Below are 18085 nucleotides of genomic sequence, written 5' to 3'. Positions count from 1 at the left end.
GGCGTCGTTCACTCGCCGGTTTCGGGTACACGCTGAGCGTTGGTGTCGTCCCGTAACTGACGCGCCAGGCCCAGCATCACCAGAGGCACCACTGCCATTGACAGGGTGATGGCGAGCACCAGCAAATCGTGCACCTGCTGCGTCAGCACCTGGTGATCGAGCGCCAGCTTGAACACTACAAAGGCAAATTCGCCGCCAGACGCCAAAACGATGCCCAGGCACAGCGCCTCGGGGTGGTTAAGCCCCCCAGCGAAGCGCCCCAAGGCAAACAACACCGGCATCTTTATGCTGACCAGCAGCAGGGTCAGCCCCAGAACAACCCAGGGCATGGAAAACAACAGGTTAAGGTCAGCGCTCATCCCTACGCCGACGAAAAAGAGCCCGAGCAGCAGGCCCTTGATCGGTTCGATCTGGGTCTCCAGTTCGTGACGGAAGGGTGAATCGGCCATCAGTACGCCCGCGAGGAAAGCGCCCAGCGCCATGGACACACCGACATGCTCCATGATCCAGGCGGTGCCCAGTACCACCAGCAATGCCATGGCTGTGGACAGCTCGGGCAGGCCGGAACCCACGGTCCACTTGAACACCGGGGTCAACAGGTAACGGCCACAGACGATCACCACCCCGATGCCCCCCGCTACCGCCAGCATCGGCCAGTTACGTTCGTCGACGACACTGGCACCACCACCCAGCATCGGCACCACGGCAATCAGCGGGATAGCGGCGATGTCCTGGAACAGGAGGATGGCGACCGCAAGGCGCCCGTGCGGCTTGCTCAGGTCCTTGCGCTCGGCCAGGACCTGCAGGCCAAAAGCGGTGGACGACAGCGCCAGGCCCACGCCCAGGACTATCGCCGCCGCTTTGGACTGATCGAACAGAAAGTACGCCAGCAGACCCAGCATCACGGCGGTAAGCCCCACCTGCAGCGAACCGATGCCGAACAGCGCCCGGCGCATGGTCCACAGCCGTCGTGGCGAAAGCTCCAATCCAATCACGAACAACAACATCACCACGCCCATTTCCGAAAGGCGTGCGACGTTGTCCGGGTTGCCCAGCAGACCCAATACCGATGGGCCAATGAGGATGCCGGCCAGCAGGTAGCCTGGCACCGCGCCCATTTTCAACCGTTGCGCCAGTGGTACCAGAAGCACCACGGCCAACAGAAAAACGACTGTCGCCTGTAACAGGCTGCCATCATGTGGCATGGAAGCGACTCCCTAGGTTTTTCGAAGGGGGCGCATCATACGCGTTCAGGGATAACTTTGAAGGGGTAGTCTACGGCCTTGTATTTGCCGATCTTGCCGCGTTTAGGCAGCTTCACCACCTCCTCGCGGGTGATGTCCTTGTACGGAACTTGCGTCAGAAGGTGACTGATGATGTTGAGTCGGGCACGACGCTTGTCGTCGGAGGGCGCCATGAACCAGGGTGCCCATGAGGTATCCGAGGCGGCGAACATGGCATCGCGGGCGCGGGTGTAATCGTCCCAGCGGGTGTACGACTTGAGGTCCATGGGCGACAGTTTCCACAGCTTGCGGCCGTCGTTGATACGGTCCTGCAGGCGGCGGGTCTGTTCATCGGGGCTGACTTCGAGCCAGTACTTGAGGAGGATGATCCCCGACTCGACCATCAGCTTCTCAAGCAACGGCGTCACCGCCAGGAACTTGTCGGCCTGGTCTTGCGTGCAAAAGCCCATTACCCGCTCGACGCCGGCGCGGTTGTACCAGCTGCGGTCGAAGATCACCACTTCGCCGGCGGCCGGCAGGTGGTTGAGGTAACGCTGGGCGTACATCTGGCTCTTTTCACGCTCGGTCGGCGCGGGCAGCGCCACCGTACGAAACACCCGTGGGCTGACGCGCTCGGTGATGGCCTTGATGGTGCCACCCTTGCCAGCGCCGTCACGGCCTTCGAACACGATGCACACCTTGAGGCCCTTGGCCACGACCCACTCCTGCAGCTTCACGAGCTCGACATGCAGGTCTTTCAGTTCATTCTCGTAGGCCTTGCGACCGAGCTTTTCCGTAGCGGCATCGAGGTCTTTCTTCCTGGGCGTCTTGGACATCACGTACTCCTTACAGCGAATGAAGAGTCATTATGGTCGATCCACGAAGAGTAGCCGTTTCGCTTGCAGGCGCTGCGTGACGTGCGTCAACCAGATAAGCGCGCGATATAAGTACGGAAAGTCTGAAAATCCAAATCAAAAATTATTTTTGATGCGTTTATTGCGGGGCATGTCATGAGTTCTCGGTTGACAGGAAGATCGAGCGCCGCGCGGGCGGCGCTCGATCGCATGGTCACCCAAAGGGCCGAGTCGAACACTTCACAAATTCCTGAACTAATTATTTCCCCCCAGCGATTTTTCCCCTCCGCACTCCCCACCAGAATCGCTCACCACAATCACAATAACCGTGAGGCCACTCCCGTGGACCAGACACTCCAGGTACGGCAGGCCGCCGCCGACCTCGTAGCCGCCTTCGCCAGCAACGACACCGCACGCTACTTCGCCTGTTTCAGCGAAGATGCCACCTTCCTTTTCCACACCTTGCCGCAACCCTTGCTGTCGCGCCGCGCCTACGAAGACCTCTGGGCCCAATGGCAGGCCGAAGGCTTCGCCGTGCTCGACTGCGCGTCGAGCAATACCCAGGTGAGCCTGCAAGGTGACGTGGCGATCTTCATGCACGATGTCGCCACGCATCTGCGCATCGCCGGTGAGGAACACCAGCTGAGCGAGCGCGAGACCATCGTCTTCCGCCGCCAGGGCGAACGCTGGCTGGCCTGCCACGAGCACCTGTCGGTCGTCAGCGCAGCCTGACCCTTTTTACGCGGCCCTGCCGCCCTGCCATCGCACCCACAATAGGGCCCGTGCACTGCACCGGCCTACAACTACGCGCTGGAGCATCACCATGAGCCACTCGACCGGTATCGAGACCAATGGCGTCGAACAGATCCCCGACGATCAACGCGACGCCTCCCCGCTGGACCTGTTCCGCCTGATCTTCGGCGGCGCCAACACCTTCGCCACCGCTGTATTGGGCAGCTTCCCGGTATTGTTCGGGCTGTCGTTCCAGGCTGGGGTCTGGGCGATTCTGCTCGGCGTCGGCGTAGGCGCGCTGATCCTTGCCCCCATGGGCCTGTTCGGTGCGCTCAACGGCACCAACAACGCCGTGTCATCCGGCGCCCACTTCGGCGTGCACGGGCGCATCGTCGGCTCGTTCCTGTCGCTGCTGACCGCCGTGGCGTTCTTTTCGCTGTCGGTGTGGAGCTCCGGCGATGCCCTGGTCGGCGGCGCCAAGCGCCTGGCCGGGCTGCCGGAAACCGACCTGACCCTGGGCCTGGCCTACGGCCTGTTCGCCGTGCTGGTGCTGGTGGTGTGCATCTTCGGCTTCCGCTTCATGCTGTGGGTCAACAAGATCGCCGTCTGGGCGTCGAGCCTGCTGTTCCTGCTGGGCATCTTCGCCTTCGCCGGGCCGTTCGATGCGGGCTTCGCCGGCAGCGTCAGCCTCGGCCAGGCCGGCTTCTGGGCAGCATTCGTCGGTGCGGCGATCCTGGCCATGAGCAACCCGGTGTCGTTCGGTGCCTTCCTCGGCGACTGGTCGCGCTACATCCCGCGCCAGACCCCCAAGGCACGCATCATGCTGGCGGTCATCGCCGCCCAGGCCGCCACGCTGATTCCGTTCCTGTTCGGCCTGTGCACCGCCACCCTGGTGGCCACCCAGGCACCGGACTACATCGCCGCCAACAACTACGTCGGCGGCCTGCTGGCCGTGGCGCCGAGCTGGTTCTTCCTCCCTGTGTGCCTGATTGCAGTGATCGGCGGCATGTCTACCGGGACCACCGCGCTCTACGGCACCGGGCTGGACATGTCCAGCGTGTTCCCGCGCCTGCTCAGCCGCGCCGGCGCCACCCTGCTGATCGGCGTGCTGGCCATCGGTTTCATCTTCATCGGCCGCTTCACCTTCAACCTGGTACAGAGCGTGTCCACCTTCGCGGTGCTGATCATCACCTGCACAAGCCCCTGGATGGTGATCATGATCCTCGGCCTCATCACTCGACGCGGCTTCTACCACGCCGACGACCTGCAGGTATTCACCCGCGGCCAGCGCGGTGGCCACTACTGGTTCCTGCATGGCTGGAACTGGCGCGGCATGGGCGCGTGGATCCCCAGCGCGGCGGTCGGCCTGTGCTTCGTCAACCTGCCGGGGCAATTCGTCGGCCCGCTGGGCGACCTGGCCGGCGGCATCGACCTGAGCCTGCCGGTCACCCTGGGTATCGCCTGCCTGCTGTACCTGTTGCTGCTCAACCTGTTCCCTGAACCTGCTGGCGTGTATGGCCCCAATGGCCCGCGCTGGGTGCGCTGCAAGAGCACCCGGCACATGCCGGTGACCACCGCCGAAATGGCCTGACTGGAATACCACCATGACCACTTCCCACTACATCGCTGGCCGCTGGGTCGAAGGCCAAGGCAGCGACTGCATCAGCGTCAACGACCCGGCCCTGGGCCTGCCCTTCGCCGAGATGATGGCCGCCAGCGTTGCCCAGGTCGACCAGGCCGTGGCGGCTGCACGCGAGGCCTTGCCGTCCTGGAAGAACCTCGGCGCAGCCACCCGCGCAGCGTTTCTGCGCGGCTTTGCCGAGCAACTCGGCCAACGCCGCGAAGCGCTGATCGCCCTGCAGATGCGCAACAACGGCAAGCCGCGCCACGAGGCCGAAATCGACCTGGACGACGCCATCGCCACCTTCGCCTACTACGCCGAGCTGGCCGAGCAACTGCCGGAAAAGAACCGTGAAGTGCCACTGGCCGCTCCCGGCTTCACTGCCCGCACGCGCCTGGAACCGGTGGGCGTGGTCGGCCTGATCGTGCCGTGGAACTTCCCGCTGGTGACCAGCGCGTGGAAACTCGCCCCGGCCCTGGCCGCGGGCTGCACCGTGGTGCTCAAGCCCTCGGAAGTCACCCCGCTGATCGAACAAGCCTACGGCCAGATCGCCGAGGCCCTGGGCCTGCCTGCCGGCGTGCTGAACATCGTCAACGGCAAGGCCGAGACCGGCGCGGCCCTGAGCAGCCACAACGGCCTGGACAAGTTGTCGTTCACCGGCAGCAACAGCGTTGGCAGCCAGGTGATGCGCAGTGCTTCGGCACAGTGTCGGCCGGTGACCCTGGAACTGGGTGGCAAGTCGGCGATCGTGGTGTTCGATGATTGCGACGTGGGCCAGGCGGTGGAATGGATCGTCGCTGGCATCACCTGGAATGCCGGGCAGATGTGCTCGGCGACCTCGCGCCTGCTGGTGCAGGACGGCATTGCCGATGCACTGCTGCCCCGCCTGCAGCAGGCACTGGAAACGCTGCGCGTCGGTAATCCATCGAGCGAAGAAGTGGACATGGGGCCGCTCACCAGCCAGGCGCAATGGCTGAAGGTTGCCAGCTACTTCGCCACGGCCCGTGAAGAGGGTTTGCAGTGCCTGGCCGGTGGCAAGGCGCTGGACCGCGAGGGCTGGTTCGTCAGCCCGACACTGTATGCCGATGTGCCTGTGGACAGCCGCCTGTGGACCGAAGAGATCTTCGGCCCGGTGCTGTGTGCGCGTCGCTTCTCGACCGAGGCGCAAGCGATTGCCGAAGCCAACGACAGCCGCTTCGGCCTGGTCGCCACCGTCTGCTCCGCCGACCTGGAACGCGCCGAGCGCGTGGCCGATGCGCTGGAGGTCGGGCATGTGTGGATCAACTCGGTGCAGGCGGTGTTCGTCGAAACGTCGTGGGGCGGCACCAAGGGCAGTGGGATCGGGCGAGAGCTCGGGCCCTGGGGGTTGTCTGGGTATCTGTCGGTGAAACATGTGACGCGGTGCATGGGCTGACGACCGCAGGGGGCCGCTTTGCGGCCCAATCGCCGGCAAGCCGGCTCCCACAGGTAATGCAACCGACGCCGTCTTTGTGGGAGCCGGCTTGCCGGCGATCGAGGGCAAAGCCCTCGCCAAGCTGCAGAAATCTCCACTTGATCAAGTGACTTTCCCACCTCCCTGCCAAGTCCCACTCCCTGGTACCCCCACAATCACAAGACCAGGCCGGACCACCATGCACCCTCAACGCACCGCCTTGCACAACGAATTGCACGCCCGCCCGTCACTGTATTTCGACGGCCCGGCGCATGTCTTCCACCTGGCCCTGCTCGGCGGCGATGCAGCCTGCGCCGCGCTGTTGCAACGCTGCTGCCCCGATGCCGTCGATGCCCAGGCCGTACAAGGCATCAGCGCGCTGAACGGGCACCCCTTCAAGTGGGAACGGCACACGGAATTTTTCACCCTGACCCTGGTGGTGCCCTGCTCCAGCGCCGAAACCGAATGGCAAGCGCTACCGCCCGTGCTGGCCGATGCCATCGCCCCGCAGGCCGCCCAGGTGATCAACGCGGTACAGGTGCTGGTGCGCGACGAGCAAGGCCTGGACTTGCCCCGCTACGGCTTCAAGGACCCGAGCGGCTCCTGCGTCGGCGGGGGTGATGCGGTGGTGTGGAGCGACTTTCGCCTGACCGCCGACGGCACCAACCGCTTCCTGTTCATCAACCGCCGGCTCAATGCCTACCGCCAGGGCCGCATGATCCGCCGCCTGCTGGAGATCGAGACGTATCGCATGATGGCCTCGCTGACCCTGACCACGGCCAAGGCGCTGAGCCAGGAGCTGGACGCCTTCGACAAGACGTTGGTCAGCCTTTCCGAACGCAGTGCCGGGGGCGATGGCCACGACGCCAAGGGCCTGCTCGAAGCCATCGCCCAGCTGTCGCGGCAGGTGGTCAGCCGCACGGTCAAGACCCGCCATCGTTTCGGTGCCACGCAGGCCTATGCACAGCTGGTGTTCGAGCGCCTTGGTGAATTGCGCGAGAGCCATGTCGGCGATTGCCAGCGTCTGGGCGTGTTCATCGAGCGCCGATTCAAACCGACCGTGCGCTACTGCGCCGCCACCGAGCAACGCCTGGAACAGTTGGCCAAGAACGTCGCCAACCTGGGCGACCTGCTGCAAGCGCGTGTGCAGGTAGAGATGGAAGAGCAGAATGCCGAGATCCTGCGCAGCCTCAATGCCCGGGCCGATGCCCAGGTGAAGATTCAGCGCGCGGTGGAGGGGCTGTCGATCATTGCCATCACCTATTACCTGCTGAACCTGTTCAAGCTGCTGTATGGCGGGTTGAATCTGCTGGGGGTAGGGCTGACGGCGCGCGATGCCCTGTTGGGCATGGCACCGCCCGTGTTGCTGGTGCTGCTGGTGATCCTGTTGCGGATCAGGCAGGCGAAACAGCATTGAGGCTGGGGGCCGCTTTGCGGCCCAATCGCCGGCTCCCACAGGGTAATCACAGCGCTCAAGAACGGTGGGATACCTGTGGGAGCCGGCTTGCCGGCGATTGGGGTCACGCCGGCTCGTCAGCCGGGCGCGCCCCTTCCTGCACCAGCACCATGCTCTGCGGCGAAGACAGGGAAATGCCCTCGTCGCGCAACTGGCCGAGGATGGTGAACAGCAAGTCGCTGCGCGCCCCCGACACCTGCCGCGGCCCCGCCACATAACCACTGACCCCGATCACCATGCCGCTGGTGGTCAGGTCCTTGAAGGTCACCGACGTCGCCGGCGCATCGAGCACCGCCTCGTGTTCCTTGAAGGCCTTGAGCAATACCTCACGTACCCGGCTGGCATCGGTCTCCAGTGGCAAGGTCAGGGTAATGCCCACCACGCCCAGGGCGTTGCCCATGGTCACGTTGCGCACGTTCTGCGAGATGAACTGCGAGTTGGGCACGATCACCGTGGAGCGGTCGGACATCTGGATCTCGGTGGCGCGCACGTTGATGCGGCGAATGTCACCCTCGACCCCGGCCAGGCTCACCCAGTCACCCACCTTGACCGGGCGCTCGGTGAGCAGGATCAGGCCGGAAATGAAGTTCTGCACGATCTGCTGCAAGCCGAAACCGATACCGACCGACAGCGCACTGACCACCCAGGTCAGGCTGGTGAGGTTGATGTGCAAGGTCGACATCACCAGCATGGCCAGGAACAGGAAGCCCAGGTAGCCCACCAGGGTCACCAGCGAGGCACGCATGCCGGCGTCCATGTCGGTTTCCGGCAGCAGGCGTTCGCTCAGCCAGCGCTTGAGTACGCGAATGGCGAACAGGCCACCGAAGAAGATCACCACGGCGAGCAGGATGTCCCGGGGGACGATGTTCAAGTTGCCCAGCAGCTTGCCACCCGTGCCGTCCCAGTCGCCCAGGCTCAGCAACAGCTCGCTCGGGCTGGTGCCCGACGGCATCAGCGCCAGCAACACGGCGAGCAGCAGCAGCGTGGTGCGGGCGATACCGCTCAGTATGGTGCTGGCCTGCGCCTGGTGGCGTGGCGCCAGTCCCAGCGTCGAGGCGAGCGCCAGGCCACCGGGTTGGCGGGGCGACAGCAAGGTTTCGCAAAGGTCGCCGAGGAAGGTGGTCAACAGGTAGGCGCAGGTGGCTACCACGGCGATCCACAACAGCTTGGCCGCAAGGAAATAGGCCAGGGTCAGGTAGCCAGCCAACAGCGCCAGCGTGATCAGCGCGACCCACACCACGACCACGAACGGAATCAACCCGGCCAGGCCGCTTGGGCGCTCCAGCCCATGCTTGCGCCGGGTGCGGCGGTAACACACCAGTGCCGCCGAGAAGATCACCACCACCACCAGCGCAGTCAGGCCGTTGGTCGCCACGGTCAGCGCCAGGCTGGTGCCGATCGTGCTGTTGATGCGCTCCATGGTCAACATCACCATCAGCGACAGGGCTAGCAGCTTGGGGAACCAACCCAGGGCGTTAGCCACTTCGTCATCGATCGGTGGCAGGCGCCAGGACGGGCGCTGCAGCATCAACATGGCGCGACCCAGCCCGGAAATGAAGGCGCTGAACACCACCAGGGCGAGGAAATGGTTGGTCAGGCTGGCGATATCGGAGCCCAGTTCCGAGCTGCTTTCCAGGCCCCAACGCAGCAACGAAACCGAGCCGGCGATGGTCCCCAAGGTGGCCAGGCTCACGCTCAAGGCCAGTGCGCTTCGGCGCAGGCGACCTTCCGGCAGCCAGCGGACCATGGCGTCGGCGAGCAGACGTTCGAGCACCCGGCGTACCAGCGTCCAGACCAGGATCGCCGCCACCAGGCTGGTAAGGAAGAACCAGCGTTGCCCGGCACTGAAGGCACTGGCCACGGCATCGGCGGCCTCGCCACGCAGGTCGCGCAGGCGCACCACGTCTTCGTCGGTGGGACGGATCAGCGACTTCCAGAAGGCCGGCGTCAGTGGGCTGGCCGCGCGACTGGTGACCTGCGAGTTGAACTGGCTGCGGCGCAGGTTGACGATCTGCGTGGACAGGTCGCGGGCCGACTGCGTCAGCTTGGTGGCCTGTTCCTGTTCGCCGAGCACCGACTTCTTCGCGGCTTCGAGCTCACTGCGCTGCAAGGTCAGGCTCTGGGCTTCGTCCGGTTGCAGGGGGCCGATGACCTTGAGCTTGTCGTCCAGTTTCTGCACATCGGCCGCGCGCAAGACGCTCAGGGCCTCGGCCTGACGCTGGACCTGCATGGCAGCCAGGCGCAACTGCGACAGCACGTCGTCGTTGGCACTGCTGGTCACGCCTTGACGAATCTGGTCCAGCCGATCGCTCAACTGCGCGAGGCTGGCGTCCTCATCCAGCGCTGGCAGTTCGGCGGCGGCCAGGCTGGACACCGGCGTGGCGGGTGCCGACCAGGCCGGGGTGGCCAATGCCAGCATCAGGGCCAACATCCCAAGGTAAAAACGGGAAAGGCTGCAACGCCTCATCGGGTATTCCTCTTTACACTTAAATCTGGCCGTGGATTCTACGCGGCTTGTGGCAATCAGAAGAGTGCCGTTTCTCGCAACAATCTAAGGCCATTACCTCGAGGCAGAAGAAAGTGATCGGATGAAGCCTAGAATAGAATGGCGCTGCAGCCCCGCCCCTGCACAGAATTCACGGTACGCCGGGGACCTTCTGATCGCTACTGGCCGTATTGGCCCTATCGCCGGCAAGCCGGCTCCCACAGGTACCCCACCGCTCTTGAAATCTGTGGTGATCCTGTGGGAGCCGGCTTGCCGGCGATAAGGCCAGCACTGCCCACATCACTCCCCCAGGTCCGCCACCGCCCGCAGCTTGCCCACCCGTCGATACGACTGCCGGGCAAAACACACGAACAGCCCGGCCATGATCGCCAGCGCCATCGGCAACCCGTGCGGCGCCACATCCATCGCTGCCCCGCTGACCAACGGCCCGACTAGACTGCCGACGCCCCACAGCAAGCCGACGCTGGCATTGGCCGTGACCAGGTCCTGGCCTTTGAAGCGTTGCCCGATCAACACCAGCGCCAAGGTATAGATCCCCCCCGCCACCGCGCCAAGCACGACCAACAGAGGCCACAGCAGCCAGTTCATGTGCAGCAGCCATGGCAAGGCGATACCGATTGCCATCGCCACCAGCCCGCACACCAGGTGCAGCCCCGTCCGCTCGACGCGGTCGGCCAGCCAGCCCAACGGCATCTGGAAGACCATGTCACCGGCGAACACCACCGTTACCATCAACGCCGCCACGCCAACGGCAATCCCATGGCTGGTGGCATACACCGGCAGCAGCGACAGCACCACCGCATCGAAGAACGAGAAGAACAGCACCGCCACGCACAGCGCCGGCGCGACCCGGAAGAAACCGGCCAGGCCAAAGCTCTTCTCGCCTTCCTCGCCATGTTCGACATGGTCGTTGGGCACGGTGAGCAGGATGCACAGCAAGGCCAGGCCATAGCAGACCGTCACCACACCGGTGATCCACGGGCTGTTGGCACCGAGCAGCGCCAACAGCGCCGGGCCGAGCACCTGGAAGCCGGTGAAACTGGTCGCATACAGCGCCATGATCTTGCCGCGGTTATGGTCCGGGCACAGTTCGTTGACCCAGGACTCGCCGAGAATGATGGCGATGCCCATGCCGATGCCCAGGCCCAGGCGCAGCACGGCCAGCAGCCAGAGAGAATCGAACGCCGATTCGAGCAACGCGATGCTCACGGTGCACAGACTGAAGCACAGCAGGTAGATGGTGCGCCGGGTCAGCAGGCGGCAGCAGGCGTCGACCATGAAGGCCGAAAGCATCATGCCTGCGGCGGGAATGGCCGAGATGATGCCGATTTCCAGGGTCCCGGCGCCGGCTTCATGCAAGCGCAACGACACCAGTGGCAGGCTGGCTCCCAAACTGAAGCCGACGACCGAAACGGCGAACAGAAGGCCCACCAGCAAACGCATGTTCATGTACCACTCCAAGCAAAACTGAAAAGACGCGCAGATACAGGCGCCCACGCGCACGCCGCAAGGGCGGACGACGCAGAGGCGCGGGGTCAGTTCAGGGCAAGGTGTGGCGAGAAGGTGAAGGCGAACAGCACGCTGCGTCGACGCTTGAGCACCGTGTCGCTCGGCCACGCGCGACGCATCGCCTGGAGGGCAGGCTGGCGGGCGTGGGGGAGGCTCTGGGTACGGCGCATTGCTTTGAGACTACGCAGCTGTGGAAAAAGAGGCGGCACTCTAGGCCAGCCGGGTTGAGTCGTCAATTGCTGGGGGCCGCTGTGCGGCCCAATCGCCGGCAAGCCGGCTCCCACAGGTACCCCACTGTTCTTTCCTGTGGGAGCCGGCTTGCCGGCGATTGGGCTGCAAAGCAGCCCCAACGGTCTCAACGCTTGCTGGTATTAGGCAGGAACACCGCCAACAACCCGAACAACGGCAGGAACGAACACAGCCCATACACGTATTCGATCCCCCGCAAGTCCGCCAGGTAACCCAGCAACGCCGCACCAATCCCGCCAAAGCCAAACATCAGCCCAAAGAAGATCCCGGCAATCATCCCCACGCTACCCGGCACCAGCTCCTGCGCATACACCACGATCGCCGAAAACGCCGACGCCAGGATGAAGCCGATCACCACGCTGAGCACGGTGGTCCAGAACAGGTCGGCATAGGGCAATGCCAGGGTGAACGGCGCCACGCCAAGGATCGAGAACCAGATCACCGCCTTGCGCCCGATGCGGTCACCGATGGGCCCACCGAAGAACGTGCCTGCGGCCACCGCGCCAAGGAACAGGAACAGGTGCAACTGCGAGCTGGCCACCGACAGGTCGAACTTCTCGATCAGGTAGAAGGTGAAGTAGCTGGTGAAGCTGGCCATGTAGAAGTACTTGGAGAACACCAGCAGACCCAGCACGATCAACGCCGCGATCACCCGTTGGCGCGAAATGCCATGGGTGGCCTGCACGGCCTTGCGCGCCTTGGCCTGGTTGAGGTGCTCCTTGTACCAGCGGCGCAGCATCAGGGTGACGGCGAAGAACAGCAGCCCGGCAACGCCGAACCAGGCCACGTGGGTCTGGCCGAACGGGATGACGATGGCGGCCGCCAGCAAGGGGCCGAACGCGGAACCTGCGTTGCCACCGACCTGGAAGGTCGACTGCGCCAGACCAAAGCGCCCACCCGAGGCCAGACGTGCAATGCGCGAAGTCTCCGGGTGGAAGGTCGACGAACCAATGCCCACCAGTGCCGAAGCCAGCAGGATCATCGGGAAGCTGCCGACGAAGGCCAGCATGACGATGCCCACCAGGGTACACAGGGTGCCGAGCGGCAGCAGATTCGGCGCCGGCCGACGGTCGGTGAAAAAGCCGACCCAGGGCTGCAACAGCGAAGCAGTGATCTGGAAGGTCAGGGTGATCAGGCCAATCTGGGCAAAGCTCAGGTTGTAGTTGGCCTTGAGCATCGGGTAGATCGCCGGCAGCACCGACTGGATAAGGTCGTTGATCAGGTGCGCCAGGGCGCAGAAGGTGATGATGCGCATCACCAGCGGGTTGGCTTGGCTCGCCGAACCGGTGCTGGCGGTGGAGGTGCTGCTGATGGCCATGAGCTTGAGTTCCGTCCGCAGGTTTGGGATCCGATTATCAGGAAACAAATAGATACATAGCTACCTTTTTTGTCCCTCGCTCGTCGCGTACTTGTAAATGGTTCTCAATACAATTAGCATCTTTGCACCACTTTCCCCCGTAATCGTTGGGCGAAACCGCCCTTATGCGAGCACACCGACCGATGAGCCCGATGCCCGTCACGCAGATTCAGGCCGATCCCCAGCAGGAAGCTCTGGAATGGTTTTCACGCCTGCGCCAACCTGGCTGCGATGAACGCGAACGTCAGGCGTTCGGCCGCTGGTGCCAGGACCCGCGCAATGCCCACGCCTATGCCACGCTCGAAGCCTGCTGGCAGCAACTGCAACCGCCCCCCGCGCGGCCACGACCTCGGGAGACCGATGTAAAACGCAGCCGCCACGGGCTGGGTCTGGCCTTGCTGTTCCTGCTGCTGTTGGGTGCGCTGGCCTATCTTTACTGGCCGCTCATGCAGCGCCTGGGCAGCGAACTGTATACCGACGCCGGCGAACGCCGCAGCGTGCGCCTGGCCGACGGCTCGACCTTGCACCTGGACAGCGCCAGCGCGATGAATGTCGACCTGCGTGCGCGTACCCGAGTGCTGCAGCTGGTGCAGGGCCAGGTGTACCTGGAGGTGAAGCTCGATGGCCGCGCCCTGGAGGTGCAGGTAGACGATACGCGCATCCAGGTGTTCGGCACACGGCTGATGGTGGCACGCCATGCCGGGCATGACGAACTGGTGGTGTTCAACGGTAAAGCGATGATCGTTCAGGGCGCTGACCAGCGCCTGGTGGCGGCCGGTGAACGCGTGACGTTCAACGAGGCGCGGATCGATCCGGTGCACAAGGCCGATGTAAAAGCAGCGCACGCCTGGCGCATGGGCCTACTGCGCGCCAGCGACATGCCCTTGGGCCAGGTCATCGAGCGCTTGGCCAGTTACCAGGGGCGGCGTGTGTGGATGATGGACGAACAAACCGCTTATCGGCGCGTGAGCGGCGATTTCAACCTCGACCGCCCCGGCGAAACCCTCCAGACGCTGGCTGCCGGGCAGCAACTGCAGCTATACGACGTCCTCGGCCAGTGGCTGATCGTGCGCTAAACCGCGCTTGGCGGCTAAGTTTTTGAAAGCGTGCAAATTTTTTTTGAAATGAGTGTTGACACAGGGGCATCACAAGGGAATAATGCGCGCCATTGGCTACATAGCTCAGTTGGTTAGAGCATAGCATTCATAATGCTGGGGTCCGGGGTTCAAGTCCCTGTGTAGCCACCAAACTTGAAAAGGGCTTACCGCAAGGTAAGCCCTTTTCTTTTGCCTGCAGAAAAGTTCAGCGCCCTCCCCTCAGCGCACGCCCGCCACCACCACAGCCAGACCCAGCCCGATCAGCGCCACACCGATCACGCGGTCGACTACCTGCTGTCGCTCGATCATCGCCTTGCGCAGCCCCGCACTCGAAAAGAACACGGCTACCAGACTGAACCAGGCCCAGTGGGCGAACGACATGAATGCACCGTAGGCAAAATCCAGCGCCAGCGGGCTGCCCGGCTGCACCACCTGGGTGTAGGCGCTGATCACGAAGAGCATGGTCTTGGGGTTGAGGGCGTTGGTCAGGAAGCCCGTGCGCAACACGGCCAGCAAGCTCGAACCTGAAGGCTGGCCCTCCAGGTTGATGCGGGCCGAGTTGGTCAGTGATTGGTAACCCAGGTAGATCAGGTAGCCGGCCCCGAGCACCTTCATGCCCAGGAACAGCGCTGGGCTCTGGCTGATGATCAGCGCAATGCCCAGCACCGTGTACAGCACATGCACCTGCACGCCCAGGGCAATCCCCACCGCAGCCGCCAGGCCGGCCTTGCGGCCCTGTGCATAACTGCTGCGGGTGACCATGGCGAAATCGGCGCCGGGGCTGATGACGGCCAGGATGGTGAACAGGGCAACGGCGAGCAGTTCGGTCACGGGGGATCCTCGATAGGCGATGAAAATGCACAGAGGCGTTCATTATCGAGGGGGCTCATTCGAGGGAAAATCGATTTATAGTGAGGCAGATTCGCTAGGTTTTCTCACAGAAATGCGTTGTTGGTGCTGGCCCTATCGCTGGCAAGCCAGCTCCCACAGGTACACCACCGAGCCTTGTGGGAGCCGGCTTGCCGGCGATGAGGCCAGCACTGACGAAACAGGACCCCATGAAACTGCCCCCACTCACCGCCTTGCGCTACTTCGACATCGCCGCCGAAACCGAAAGCTTCGTGCGCGCCGCCGAGCGCCTGCATGTCACCCACGGCGCCGTCAGTCGCCAGGTGCGCCAACTGGAGGAAAGCCTGGGCATCGAACTGTTCGAAAGACGCAACCGCGCCATCTACCTCACCGCCGCCGGCCGCGCCCTGCACGGCACCACCCAGGCGATCTTCGAACAGCTCGAAGGCGCCGTGCAGCGCCTGCAGCAGCAGGAACGCGACAACGTACTGGTACTGTCCTGCGAGCCGACCATCGCCATGCGCTGGCTGATCCCACGCCTGCCGCGCTTCCATGCCGCCCACCCGGACCTGCAGCTGCACCTGGTGGCCGCTGGTGGGCCCGTGGATTTTGCGCGCAGTGGGGTCGACCTGGCACTAAGGCGCGATGACTTCCACTGGCCGCCGGCACTGCACAGCCTGAAGATCTGTGATGAATGGATCGGCCCGGTGGGTAGCGATTCCCGTACATCGCTCGATGGCCAGCGCCTGCTACACAGCAATACGCGACCAAGCGCATGGCCCGCGTGGCTGCGCCTGAGCGGCCAGCACGCGCGGCACAGCGAGCGCAGCGACTATGAGCATTTCTACCTGTCGCTCCAGGCCGCCAGCGCTGGCCTGGGCCTGGCCATCGCCTCGGCACTGATGGTGTGCGACGAACTCGACAGCGGCCAGTTGCAGGCACCGTTCGACTTCCTGCGTGACGGTTCTGCGTACCACCTACTGAGTCCGCAGCCCCTCAGCGACGGCGGCAAGCGCCAACGCTTCGCCGAGTGGGTGATGAGCGAAAGCCAGACCTGCCTCGCTCAGCTGGGCTTGCTGCAGAACGACGACCCGGAACTGCCATCACCCCCCCAGGTTCGATAGCCCGCCGTATCGATATGGATGCGCCCGCTCGGGTAGCGCCCCAGGCCCATGTTCCAGGTCTGTCCGTATTGCTGCCAGAAGCGGCACAACGGATTGGGGTCGGCCCAGCCCGGCAGCAGGATATCGACCGCAAAGGCTCGGGTGTGGGCGCTGGCCACGGCACCGCCGGCGCAGCGGTTGAGGCTTGGGTCGCGGTAGGCCGACACCACTTCGAACTGGCGCAGGATGCCTTGCGTGTCGAGGGTCTTGATCAGCGCCAGCGTGGACCGTACCGCAGGCCAGTTGGCGGAAGGCGGCACGGCGAATGGCGAGGCCCGGCACAGCTTCCAGTCGGACGCCGAGCGCAGCAGTTGGTGAATCGGCACCACACCATACAGGCGGGCGTCTACCAGCATCTCGCGAAAAGGCCGGGTCTGATGGTCCCCGGCCCATTGGGCGAACATCCACAGGTCCCGCTCATCGGCCTGGGCCGCCCCCGTGAGCAACGCCACTGCTATCAGCCATCCTCTTGCCCGCTCCATCCCTGCCCCCGCTCCATGGCCTTTCACGCGACCCCTGTGGGAGCCGGCTTGCCGGCGATAGGGCCCGCGCAGTCAACCCAAGGTCAGTCTTCGAGCAACGTACACGCCATCACCAGCGCATCCTCGCGCCCACCTGCAACAGGATAGTAGTCACGCCGCCGCCCGATCTCATTGAAACCATAGCGCTCATACAACCGATACGCCGATTGGTTACTGGCCCGCACTTCCAGGAAGCACTCCCGCCCATTGAGCTGATAGGCCCGCGCCATCAGGTGTTCGAGCAAGCGCAGTCCCAGGCCACATCCCTGGTTCTCGGGCTTGACGGTGATATTGAGCAAGTGCGCCTCGTCGATGATCACATTGATCACGCCATGCCCAACCTGCTGCTGGCCATCGAACATCAGCCACACTTCGTAGGACTTGAGCGCATCCTGGAAGATGCCGCGGGTCCAGGGATGGCTGAACGCGGCATATTCGATCTTAAGCACGGCATCCAGATCCGCCTCGGTCATCGGGCGGAAACTGATCGATTCACTCATTCAACGCTCTTCCAGCGCGCCATCAGCTGGCGCATCGCTTTCCAGACGTCCGCCTTGCGCTGCGGCTCGTCCATCAACAGTTCAAGGCCCGGTAAGGCCCAGGCGTCGCCCAGGCCGTCGAGCTTCAGTACTTGGTAATAGGCTTGGTCCTCGACACCGGCGGCGAAGCGCAGGGCCGGCAGGCCGATCAGCCACAGGCAGGTGCAGGGTGCTTCTTCCAGGCGCGCCTGGATAAAGCCCTGGACGAAATCACGCGCGGCGCCGGGGCCCTGGTCCATGTTGCCGCGCACCAGCAGCGGCCAGCGCACCGGCTCGCCGATGATCTGCGGCGCATCGGGCAAGCCAGCGGCGCGCAGCATGTCCTTGAGCAGCAGGTAGGACGGGTCGCGGCTCTGGAACGGCTGTGCGGTGGCCAGCTCCACCAGCAACAGGCAACTGCCGGCACGCAGCAGCTGCAACGAGAAGCGTGGGGGCGGCACCGGTGCTGGTCGTGGCGCGGGGGCCTCTTGCTCAGCCTCGACCGGCTTGGCAACAGGCTTGGGCGTGCTGCCTGGGCGCGGGATTTCGATTTTCGGGCGTTCGCCGGAGCGGGCCTGGGGTGCGGCCGGTGCCTCGTTGGCAGCCGGTGCGAAGGGCCTGACCTCGAATTCGGCTTCCTCGACCGGAACCTGCGGCAACAGCAGCTCGGGGCGCGACGGTGCGGCGAACGGCAGTTCGGCGCGCGGCAGCCAATGCACCACTTGCATGGCGGAAAGGTAGGCGCGGCGGCGGGACTCGGTCAGCAAGGCACGGGTATCCGGGGGGCTAAATCAATCGGGCATTCTAACGCTGTTGGCCTTTGAGCGCCGCAACTGGTCGGCAGAAAGTTGTTGTCTCCACTGACCTCATCGCCGGCAAGCCGGCTCCCACAGGGCCCCCACTGCACCTGTGGGAGGCGGCTTGCCGGCGATGAGGCCGGAGAATCCCCCAGATAAACCAGGGTTATCCCTCATTACAGACCAAGGGGTGAAATCCTC

The 18085-nt window shown here is 64.2% G+C and carries 16 protein-coding genes and 1 tRNA gene; 7 read left to right on the top strand and 10 right to left on the bottom strand.

The annotated features are described in order from the left end of the window. Nucleotides 1–8 precede the first annotated feature (8 nt). Entirely contained in the window at nt 9–1205 is a 1197-nt protein-coding gene (locus ACIPZB_RS03430) for a monovalent cation:proton antiporter-2 (CPA2) family protein (RefSeq protein ID WP_400639004.1), read from the bottom strand. 35 nt (nt 1206–1240) lie between these two features. Further along, nucleotides 1241–2059: a polyphosphate kinase 2 gene (gene ppk2 / locus ACIPZB_RS03425; protein ID WP_400639003.1), complete on the bottom strand. Its 819-nt coding sequence runs from the start codon at nt 2057–2059 to the stop codon at nt 1241–1243. A 360-nt stretch (nt 2060–2419) separates the two neighbouring features. On the opposite strand from ppk2, the gene ACIPZB_RS03420 reads away from it, so the two are divergent. From ACIPZB_RS03420 to ACIPZB_RS03405, 4 genes are all read left to right on the top strand, one after another. Continuing rightward, on the top strand, nt 2420–2809 hold the full coding sequence (locus tag ACIPZB_RS03420) for a YybH family protein (RefSeq protein ID WP_400639002.1): 390 nt from the start codon (nt 2420–2422) through the stop codon (nt 2807–2809). Between the two features lie 91 nt (nt 2810–2900). Beyond that, entirely contained in the window at nt 2901–4400 is a 1500-nt protein-coding gene (locus ACIPZB_RS03415) for a purine-cytosine permease family protein (protein WP_400639001.1), read from the top strand. 13 nt (nt 4401–4413) lie between these two features. Further along, a complete protein-coding gene (locus tag ACIPZB_RS03410) occupies nt 4414–5844 on the top strand; it encodes an aldehyde dehydrogenase family protein (protein ID WP_400639000.1) in 1431 nt (476 codons plus the stop codon). Between the two features lie 217 nt (nt 5845–6061). Next, on the top strand, nt 6062–7279 hold the full coding sequence (locus tag ACIPZB_RS03405; protein WP_400638999.1) for a DUF3422 domain-containing protein: 1218 nt from the start codon (nt 6062–6064) through the stop codon (nt 7277–7279). A 103-nt stretch (nt 7280–7382) separates the two neighbouring features. Here the strand turns inward: ACIPZB_RS03405 and ACIPZB_RS03400 are convergent, their stop codons facing one another. From ACIPZB_RS03400 to ACIPZB_RS03385, 4 genes are all read right to left on the bottom strand, one after another. Then, nucleotides 7383–9785 carry a DUF3772 domain-containing protein gene (locus ACIPZB_RS03400; protein WP_400638998.1) on the bottom strand — a complete coding sequence of 801 codons (2403 nt, stop codon included), beginning with the start codon at nt 9783–9785 and terminating at the stop codon, nt 7383–7385. Between the two features lie 318 nt (nt 9786–10103). After that, nucleotides 10104–11273, bottom strand: a complete 1170-nt coding sequence (locus ACIPZB_RS03395; RefSeq protein WP_008095196.1) for an MFS transporter — start codon at nt 11271–11273, stop codon at nt 10104–10106. Between the two features lie 86 nt (nt 11274–11359). Next, entirely contained in the window at nt 11360–11503 is a 144-nt protein-coding gene (locus ACIPZB_RS03390) for a hypothetical protein (protein ID WP_176512188.1), read from the bottom strand. Between the two features lie 185 nt (nt 11504–11688). Further along, nucleotides 11689–12900 (bottom strand): MFS transporter, encoded by a 1212-nt coding sequence (locus ACIPZB_RS03385; RefSeq protein ID WP_008095194.1) that lies wholly within the window; start codon nt 12898–12900, stop codon nt 11689–11691. Nucleotides 12901–13082: 182 nt separating this feature from the next. Between ACIPZB_RS03385 and ACIPZB_RS03380 the strand changes: the two genes are divergently transcribed. Together ACIPZB_RS03380 and ACIPZB_RS03375 are read left to right on the top strand one after the other, a co-directional pair. Continuing rightward, nucleotides 13083–14015: a FecR family protein gene (locus ACIPZB_RS03380; RefSeq protein ID WP_400638997.1), complete on the top strand. Its 933-nt coding sequence runs from the start codon at nt 13083–13085 to the stop codon at nt 14013–14015. A gap of 94 nt (nt 14016–14109) precedes the next feature. Beyond that, a tRNA-Met gene (locus ACIPZB_RS03375) sits at nt 14110–14186 on the top strand. Between the two features lie 69 nt (nt 14187–14255). Here ACIPZB_RS03375 and ACIPZB_RS03370 read toward each other — a convergent pair. Next, nucleotides 14256–14867, bottom strand: coding sequence for a LysE family translocator (locus ACIPZB_RS03370; RefSeq protein WP_400638996.1), 612 nt, complete (start codon nt 14865–14867; stop codon nt 14256–14258). 227 nt (nt 14868–15094) lie between these two features. Here ACIPZB_RS03370 and ACIPZB_RS03365 point away from each other — a divergent pair, with 227 nt between their 5' ends. Next, nucleotides 15095–16009 carry a LysR substrate-binding domain-containing protein gene (locus ACIPZB_RS03365; protein ID WP_400638995.1) on the top strand — a complete coding sequence of 305 codons (915 nt, stop codon included), beginning with the start codon at nt 15095–15097 and terminating at the stop codon, nt 16007–16009. On the opposite strand, the gene ACIPZB_RS03360 is transcribed toward ACIPZB_RS03365, so the two are convergent. From ACIPZB_RS03360 to ACIPZB_RS03350, 3 genes are all read right to left on the bottom strand, one after another. After that, on the bottom strand, nt 15949–16530 hold the full coding sequence (locus ACIPZB_RS03360) for a D-Ala-D-Ala carboxypeptidase family metallohydrolase (RefSeq protein ID WP_400638994.1): 582 nt from the start codon (nt 16528–16530) through the stop codon (nt 15949–15951). The genes ACIPZB_RS03365 and ACIPZB_RS03360 overlap by 61 nt on opposite strands. Nucleotides 16531–16613: 83 nt before the next feature. Next, nucleotides 16614–17069 (bottom strand): ribosomal protein S18-alanine N-acetyltransferase, encoded by a 456-nt coding sequence (gene rimI, locus ACIPZB_RS03355; RefSeq protein WP_008095185.1) that lies wholly within the window; start codon nt 17067–17069, stop codon nt 16614–16616. After that, the gene (locus ACIPZB_RS03350; RefSeq protein ID WP_400638993.1) at nt 17066–17854 is read right to left on the bottom strand and encodes an energy transducer TonB; all 789 of its coding nucleotides are present in this window, start codon (nt 17852–17854) and stop codon (nt 17066–17068) included. Before ACIPZB_RS03350 ends, rimI begins: the two co-directional genes overlap by 4 nt. Between the last annotated feature and the right edge of the window lie 231 nt (nt 17855–18085).

The sequence above is a fragment of the Pseudomonas sp. NPDC089396 genome (assembly GCF_044749545.1).
GTDB lineage: Bacteria > Pseudomonadota > Gammaproteobacteria > Pseudomonadales > Pseudomonadaceae > Aquipseudomonas.
This window is presented reverse-complemented; position numbering and strand designations above follow the sequence as displayed.

Excerpts from the sequence above, each read along its gene's own strand:
- ACIPZB_RS03430 (WP_400639004.1), bottom strand. The coding sequence starts at position 1,205 with ATGCCACATGATGGCAGCCTGTTACAGGCGACAGTCGTTTTTCTGTTG.
- ACIPZB_RS03410 (WP_400639000.1), top strand. The coding sequence starts at position 4,414 with ATGACCACTTCCCACTACATCGCTGGCCGCTGGGTCGAAGGCCAAGGC.
- ACIPZB_RS03380 (WP_400638997.1), top strand. The coding sequence starts at position 13,083 with ATGAGCCCGATGCCCGTCACGCAGATTCAGGCCGATCCCCAGCAGGAA.
- rimI (WP_008095185.1), bottom strand. The coding sequence starts at position 17,069 with ATGAGTGAATCGATCAGTTTCCGCCCGATGACCGAGGCGGATCTGGAT.
- ACIPZB_RS03415 (WP_400639001.1), top strand. The coding sequence starts at position 2,901 with ATGAGCCACTCGACCGGTATCGAGACCAATGGCGTCGAACAGATCCCC.
- ACIPZB_RS03390 (WP_176512188.1), bottom strand. The coding sequence starts at position 11,503 with ATGCGCCGTACCCAGAGCCTCCCCCACGCCCGCCAGCCTGCCCTCCAG.
- ACIPZB_RS03365 (WP_400638995.1), top strand. The coding sequence starts at position 15,095 with ATGAAACTGCCCCCACTCACCGCCTTGCGCTACTTCGACATCGCCGCC.
- ACIPZB_RS03400 (WP_400638998.1), bottom strand. The coding sequence starts at position 9,785 with ATGAGGCGTTGCAGCCTTTCCCGTTTTTACCTTGGGATGTTGGCCCTG.
- ACIPZB_RS03385 (WP_008095194.1), bottom strand. The coding sequence starts at position 12,900 with ATGGCCATCAGCAGCACCTCCACCGCCAGCACCGGTTCGGCGAGCCAA.
- ppk2 (WP_400639003.1), bottom strand. The coding sequence starts at position 2,059 with ATGTCCAAGACGCCCAGGAAGAAAGACCTCGATGCCGCTACGGAAAAG.
- ACIPZB_RS03405 (WP_400638999.1), top strand. The coding sequence starts at position 6,062 with ATGCACCCTCAACGCACCGCCTTGCACAACGAATTGCACGCCCGCCCG.
- ACIPZB_RS03360 (WP_400638994.1), bottom strand. The coding sequence starts at position 16,530 with ATGGAGCGGGCAAGAGGATGGCTGATAGCAGTGGCGTTGCTCACGGGG.
- ACIPZB_RS03395 (WP_008095196.1), bottom strand. The coding sequence starts at position 11,273 with ATGAACATGCGTTTGCTGGTGGGCCTTCTGTTCGCCGTTTCGGTCGTC.